The organism is Moorena sp. SIO3H5 (assembly GCF_010692395.1).
GTDB lineage: Bacteria > Cyanobacteriota > Cyanobacteriia > Cyanobacteriales > Coleofasciculaceae > Moorena.
This window is the reverse complement of the sequence record NZ_JAAHHS010000468.1, coordinates 1-5,570: the sequence shown is the minus strand read 5'-3', so window position 1 is coordinate 5,570 and position 5,570 is coordinate 1. Positions and strand designations below refer to the sequence as shown.

Genomic DNA, 5,570 nt, shown 5'->3' with positions numbered 1-5,570 from the left:
GGTCGTTAACGATTACCTATTACCGATTACCGATGACAAAAAATCCGGTTAAACATTCGTTATCCTTACACTTTAGTAGTTAAAATGTTTGGCAATATTGGACCAGCAGGCGCTAAAAATCTTTCCCTAGATTTTGAGAAAATTTTTCATAAGTATCAGCTAAAAATTCAGGGAATTATTCATATTGGCGCTCATTATGGACAGGAGTATGAAATTTATCAAAACTATCAGATACCTAACTTAGTTTTCTTTGAACCCCTCTCCCATAATTTTGAAATTCTTCAAGGTTATGTCGGAAATCCTACTAGTAATACTAGATTGTTTCAAAAAGCATTAGGCAACGATAACAAGAAAATAAAAATGTATGTGGAAAGGGCGAATCAGGGAATGTCATCATCGATTTTAAAACCCAAGAAACATTTAGAACAATATCCTCAAATTGTTTTTGACAGTGAGGAAATTGTCGATATGGTCAGACTTGACGATATCTTAGAGGATAAAGAAAATTATAATTTTATAGTCATTGATGTGCAAGGATATGAACTAGAAGTCTTTAAAGGCAGCCAGGAAACGTTAAAAACCATTGATTATATTATTACTGAGATCAATCGAGAGGAATTATACGAAAATTGTGCCAGAGTGGATCAATTAGACGAATTTTTAGGAGAATTTGATTTTAAACGAGTTGAAACGAATTGGGAAGGGGAAACCTGGGGAGATGCGTTTTATCTAAAAGGGCATCTATAGCAAAGGGGAATAGGGAGTAGGGAGTAGGGATTAGGGAGTATGTTCACAATTAAAATAAAAAAGTTATATAATCTCAGGATAATTACCCTATCTTGATGCAGTCGCTCATGGGGGAAACCCCCGCGTGAAGGCGCTGCATCGCTTAATAAAAATCTCCCCATCTCCCCATCTCCCCATCTCCCCATCTCCCCACACTCTCCATTAATTATGGGTATTCAACCAGACTTGATATTAGTGGTGTACTGGACAACGAGAGGTTGCCTTAATCCCTTCAATCACCCGCTCTAGGTCTTCAGTGGTAAGATTGGAACCAGAAGGTAGGCAAAGACCATGCTCAAATAAATCTTCTGCGATCGCACCACCAATAGAGTGACACTCAGCAAATACAGGCTGTAAGTGTAATGGTTTCCAGACAGGACGGGTTTCAATTTGCTTTGCAGCCAAAGCCAGGCGAACCTGCTCTCGATCTGCTCCAAAGGCATCAGGGTTAATAGTCAGGCAAGTTAACCAGCGCGTGGATCGTCCATAGGGGGCTTCTGGCATAAATTCTATTCCTGGCAGCTCTGCCAAGGCTTCCTGGTAAATCTCGAAGTTACGCCTTCTCGCTGCTACTCTTTCATTCAAAACCCGCAATTGACCACGACCAACTCCAGCTAAAATATTGCTGAGGCGATAGTTGTAGCCAATGTGTGAGTGCTGGTAATGGGGGGCTGGGTCTCGGGCTTGGGTTGCCAGAAAACGAGCTTTGCTGACAAAATCAGGATGGTTTGAAACCAACATGCCGCCACCAGAGGTAGTAATAATTTTATTGCCATTGAAGGAGTAAATACCAATTTCCCCAAAGGTTCCCGGAGATCGACCTTTGTAAGTGGCACCTAAGGCTTCAGCAGCGTCTTCAATCACGGGAATCTCGTAGCGATCGCAAACCTCTAAAATCGGATCAATATCAGCACTTTGACCATACAGATGAACCAAAACCAAGGCTTTAGGTAATTTACCCAGTCGAGCCCGCCAATCTAGAGCTTGCCGCAGTAACTCGGGATCCATATTCCAGCTAGTGCGATCGCAGTCGATGAAAACTGGCTTGGCTCCCAAATAAGTAATTGCGCTAGCAGTAGCGATAAAGGTAAGGGTAGAGCAAAAGACTTCATCCCCTGATTTAACCCCAACTAGCCGTAGCGCTAGATGCAAGGCTGCTGTGCCAGAACTAACAGCAGCGGCATGGCGAGTACCCACAACTTGGCAAAATTCTTGCTCAAAGGCATCCACATGGGGACCCACTGGTGCAATCCAATTTGTTTCAAACGCTTCTTTAACAAACTCCAGTTCCTGATCACCCATGTGGGGTGTAGACAAAAGAATTGGTTTATTCATAGGAAAATGATGAATTTAGAATGCAGAATTTAGAATTTAGAATTTAGAATTTAGAATTTAGAATTTAGAATTTAGAATTTAGAATTTAGAATTTAGAATTTAGAATTTAGAATTTAGAATTTAGAATTTAGAAAGTTTAAGGGTAAAGGTTTAAGGATAAAAAAAATTAAATGTTAAAGGTTGTTCGCCTTTGGCGTTCGGTGAATGGTAGGTTTAAGGTTTTTCGAAGTTCCCTGTTCCCTGTTCCCTGTTCCCTAAAACCTAAAACCTAAAACCTAGAAAAAAGTACCTCACCAATTGAGAAATGCTCTATTAGTAAATACCTTGGTGACGCAACCAGAGTTGACTTTGGTAGTAACCTGTACGAAGGGTGTCGTAAAATATAGGAGGAAGAAATTTTTTGTAAGTTTTTGGTGGGGGTGGTGGTGGTGCAGGTAGTCGCTCAATTTTGGCTTGGAACATGCCAGCTAGACGCTGGATAGTTCGTTCAAATTGAGGTTGAGTCTGATGGGAAAATCTGGGAGAATAGCAAACGGAAATTTGCTCTGGTACACAGGTAAAGTTCCGTTCAAAAAATGCTTCTATCCTAGCTTCGACGGTTTCAGCGGGATACTCTTTGCACGCGAACACATCCCAGTCAATATCGAGGAATTCACCAGCTTCTAGACCAGACCACTCTGGGAAAGTCATGACCTCGTAAGTTAAGGGAATACCGACTTGTCCTTGCTGTGCCAAACGCCACCGGGTCAGTTGCACACTCCAATCACTCTCATACTTAACGGTGCCTACATCATGCTGCCGACCGCCTGGTAGATCGTGAACCCAGCGCACCCGCTGCACGCGACCCTCAAGGATAGCATGAGTTAAAAAATTCCCGACGTCTACACCCTTACGTATATCATCAATAGGGTAGGCTCGTTGCGCCCGACGGTCGATCAACAGACCCCGCATATCACAGTGAAAATCTAAATGAACCACCCGTAGGTTAGTGGCATTTTGGCGACGCCAGATAGACAACAGTTGGTCGTGTTTCTCAATTACATATAGTGTAGTCATATCAAAAAGTAAAAAGTAAAAGGCCTCCATCAAAAGTGTTATTGTTAACTAACAATTAACACTTAATGATTCAAAAATTAACAGTTTAAAAATTACTAAAGTGATGTGCATTTAAATTGGTTATTTACGGTTCCCTGTTCCCTGTTCCCTGTTCCCTGTTCCCTGTTCCCTGTTCCCTTTTAGAAATTTAAATATGCCAATCTAAATGCTGAACAGCTTAATGACTACAACGATAGGCGGGGAAGAATTTGGATTTGAGGAGTTTTTCTGGGTCAGTGTTTAATGCTTTGGCTCGTAAATCAACGAGATAACGATACTTTTCTTGATCAGTAATTAAACGTAGTGTCAGGAAGGTGTGTCTTTGCTTGGAGAAACCCGCTTTGAAATTGTAGAGACTATCTTTTGCTCCTCCTACACCACCGCCAAGGTGCAAAAATTCATTGCCGCGTTCTTTAGCCCAGAGTCGGACAAAATCTGTTTCTAAAACACTTGGAGATTGTTTGTAAAACTGGGTTTTAGTTCCACCCAGGATAGCTTGAACGATGCCACAGCATTCTGTGTAAATACCAGCGGATATGATTTGATTATCCAGTTCAACGATACAGAGGTGAAGTTGCTCTTCTAGTATCTCTAAAAGTCCCACAAAGTAATCATAGTTAAAATAATAAAACCCTGAAGCACCTACCCGATCCATAGTCTCTTGATAGACTTCAATAAATTCCTGAATGTAGTCTTTAAATGGAACCATTCTGGCTGTCATTCCAGCACGCTTACACTTATTAATCTTATTGCGATGATCTTTGCGGGTATGACTCCATATTTCAGACTCAGGGAGTGTTAAATCAATGGAGATTGTCTCGCCATTGAAGGTAAACGGGTTAGGGTTAAATAATTCATTAATGTTATGATTAAGTATGGGATGAAGTCGCAAGAAGGCTGAGCATACTCCCTTGCCAGATAACAAACGTTTGAATTCAGCCATTGCTGCATCAGGAAACCCTGGTGTGGTAGCGGCTGCCTCACTTAATAAAATTCCTGGATAACCATAGGGAGAGACCACATCAAATAAATCCCCTGAGTCTTGATCGCAAATGTCATCACATTTGCGCAGTAAATAAGGAACGAATAAAATTTTATCCCCATCGGCTATTACAATTGCTTCCGGTATCCCTTGATTTCGTCTAGATTCTAGAGCAAAATAGTCGGCTATATGATAGATATCATGACGTAATTGCTTTAGAGTTTCTCCCCATAACGGGCTTAACAAATCAATTATTTGACTATCCATACTATTATCTAAAAAAATAATAATTAAATTTGGTACTATTTCAATACGTTACTCAAAATTCAAACACTATTGCTACACATTAATCACCCCATTATCTGATTACCTGATCATCTCATCTCCCCATCTCCCCATCTCCCCATCTCCCCATCTCCCCATCAATTAATCACAGGAATAAATTTAATTGGTATTAACAAGAGGGAGAGCTCCCCTGAAACTCACTTAAGGTAGAGTGGGTTGGGTTAACAATACCTTCGCGCTTGGTCACTTTAATAAAGGTTAGGAATAGGATTTTAAAATCAAGCCAGAGATTCCAGTTATCAACGTACCAAACATCACATTTGAATTTATTTTCCCAACTAATGGTGTTGCGACCATTAACTTGTGCCCAACCGGTAATACCAGGTTTCACCTCATGGCGGCGTGCTTGTTCACAATTGTAGCGATCTAAATACTCCACCAGTAAAGGACGAGGTCCGACAAAACTCATATCCCCTTTGAGAACATTCCAAAGTTGAGGAAGTTCATCTAAACTGGTTTCCCGTAGAAATTCACCAATTGCGGTCAGGCGTTCTTCATCCGGAAGTAGATTACCATTGCAGTCGCAATCATCGGTCATGGTGCGAAATTTATAGAATTTGAAAATACGACCATCTTTCCCCGGTCTTAGTTGGGTGAAAACAATTGGTCTTGCCATACTGAAGTAGATCGCGATCGCAATAATTAGGATAACAGGCGATAAAAGAATCAGAGTGGTTGCAGCAACAAATCTGTCGGCAATCTCTTTAATTAGTTGTTGTAAGTTATTGCTAGTCAAATTATTATTCATAGTTAAATCAAAACATATTTTTTTCTCTTATTAAATAAAAAATATAACGTTTAAACTGGGATGTGTTGCCACAATGGCTATTACTAGTGATTAATGACTAATCATGCACACACTTAAAATCCCACGACTTGTATAACGTGGGATGATTTAATCCCACATTCCGCAGGTGCGATCACATAATGTTGTATTTTTGACTGAAGTCCTCCCGTTCATTTGTACTACTATACTAGTTAAAGTCTATCCCCATAAGGGATATAATGATTGAACCCAAAAATTGTG

General features: G+C 40.5%; 6 protein-coding genes. 1 reads left to right on the top strand and 5 read right to left on the bottom strand.

All coding sequences use genetic code 11. From position 1 onward, the window contains the following. Window positions 1-84 precede the first annotated feature (84 nt). On the top strand, window positions 85-747 hold the full coding sequence (locus tag F6K52_RS31430; protein ID WP_293088174.1) for an FkbM family methyltransferase: 663 nt from the start codon (window positions 85-87) through the stop codon (window positions 745-747). Here F6K52_RS31430 and F6K52_RS31425 read toward each other — a convergent pair. From F6K52_RS31425 to F6K52_RS31405, 5 genes are all read right to left on the bottom strand, one after another. After that, complete coding sequence (locus tag F6K52_RS31425) at window positions 726-932, bottom strand: hypothetical protein (RefSeq protein ID WP_293088172.1); 207 nt, start codon at window positions 930-932, stop codon at window positions 726-728. The genes F6K52_RS31430 and F6K52_RS31425 overlap by 22 nt on opposite strands. Window positions 933-978: 46 nt before the next feature. Next, window positions 979-2,121: an aminotransferase class I/II-fold pyridoxal phosphate-dependent enzyme gene (locus F6K52_RS31420; RefSeq protein WP_293088170.1), complete on the bottom strand. Its 1,143-nt coding sequence runs from the start codon at window positions 2,119-2,121 to the stop codon at window positions 979-981. A gap of 312 nt (window positions 2,122-2,433) precedes the next feature. Then, on the bottom strand, window positions 2,434-3,177 hold the full coding sequence (locus tag F6K52_RS31415) for a UPF0489 family protein (RefSeq protein WP_293088168.1): 744 nt from the start codon (window positions 3,175-3,177) through the stop codon (window positions 2,434-2,436). A 217-nt stretch (window positions 3,178-3,394) separates the two neighbouring features. Beyond that, window positions 3,395-4,465 (bottom strand): peptidoglycan bridge formation glycyltransferase FemA/FemB family protein, encoded by a 1,071-nt coding sequence (locus F6K52_RS31410; protein WP_293088166.1) that lies wholly within the window; start codon window positions 4,463-4,465, stop codon window positions 3,395-3,397. Window positions 4,466-4,652: 187 nt separating this feature from the next. After that, a complete protein-coding gene (locus F6K52_RS31405) occupies window positions 4,653-5,291 on the bottom strand; it encodes a sugar transferase (protein WP_293088163.1) in 639 nt (212 codons plus the stop codon). Between the last annotated feature and the right edge of the window lie 279 nt (window positions 5,292-5,570).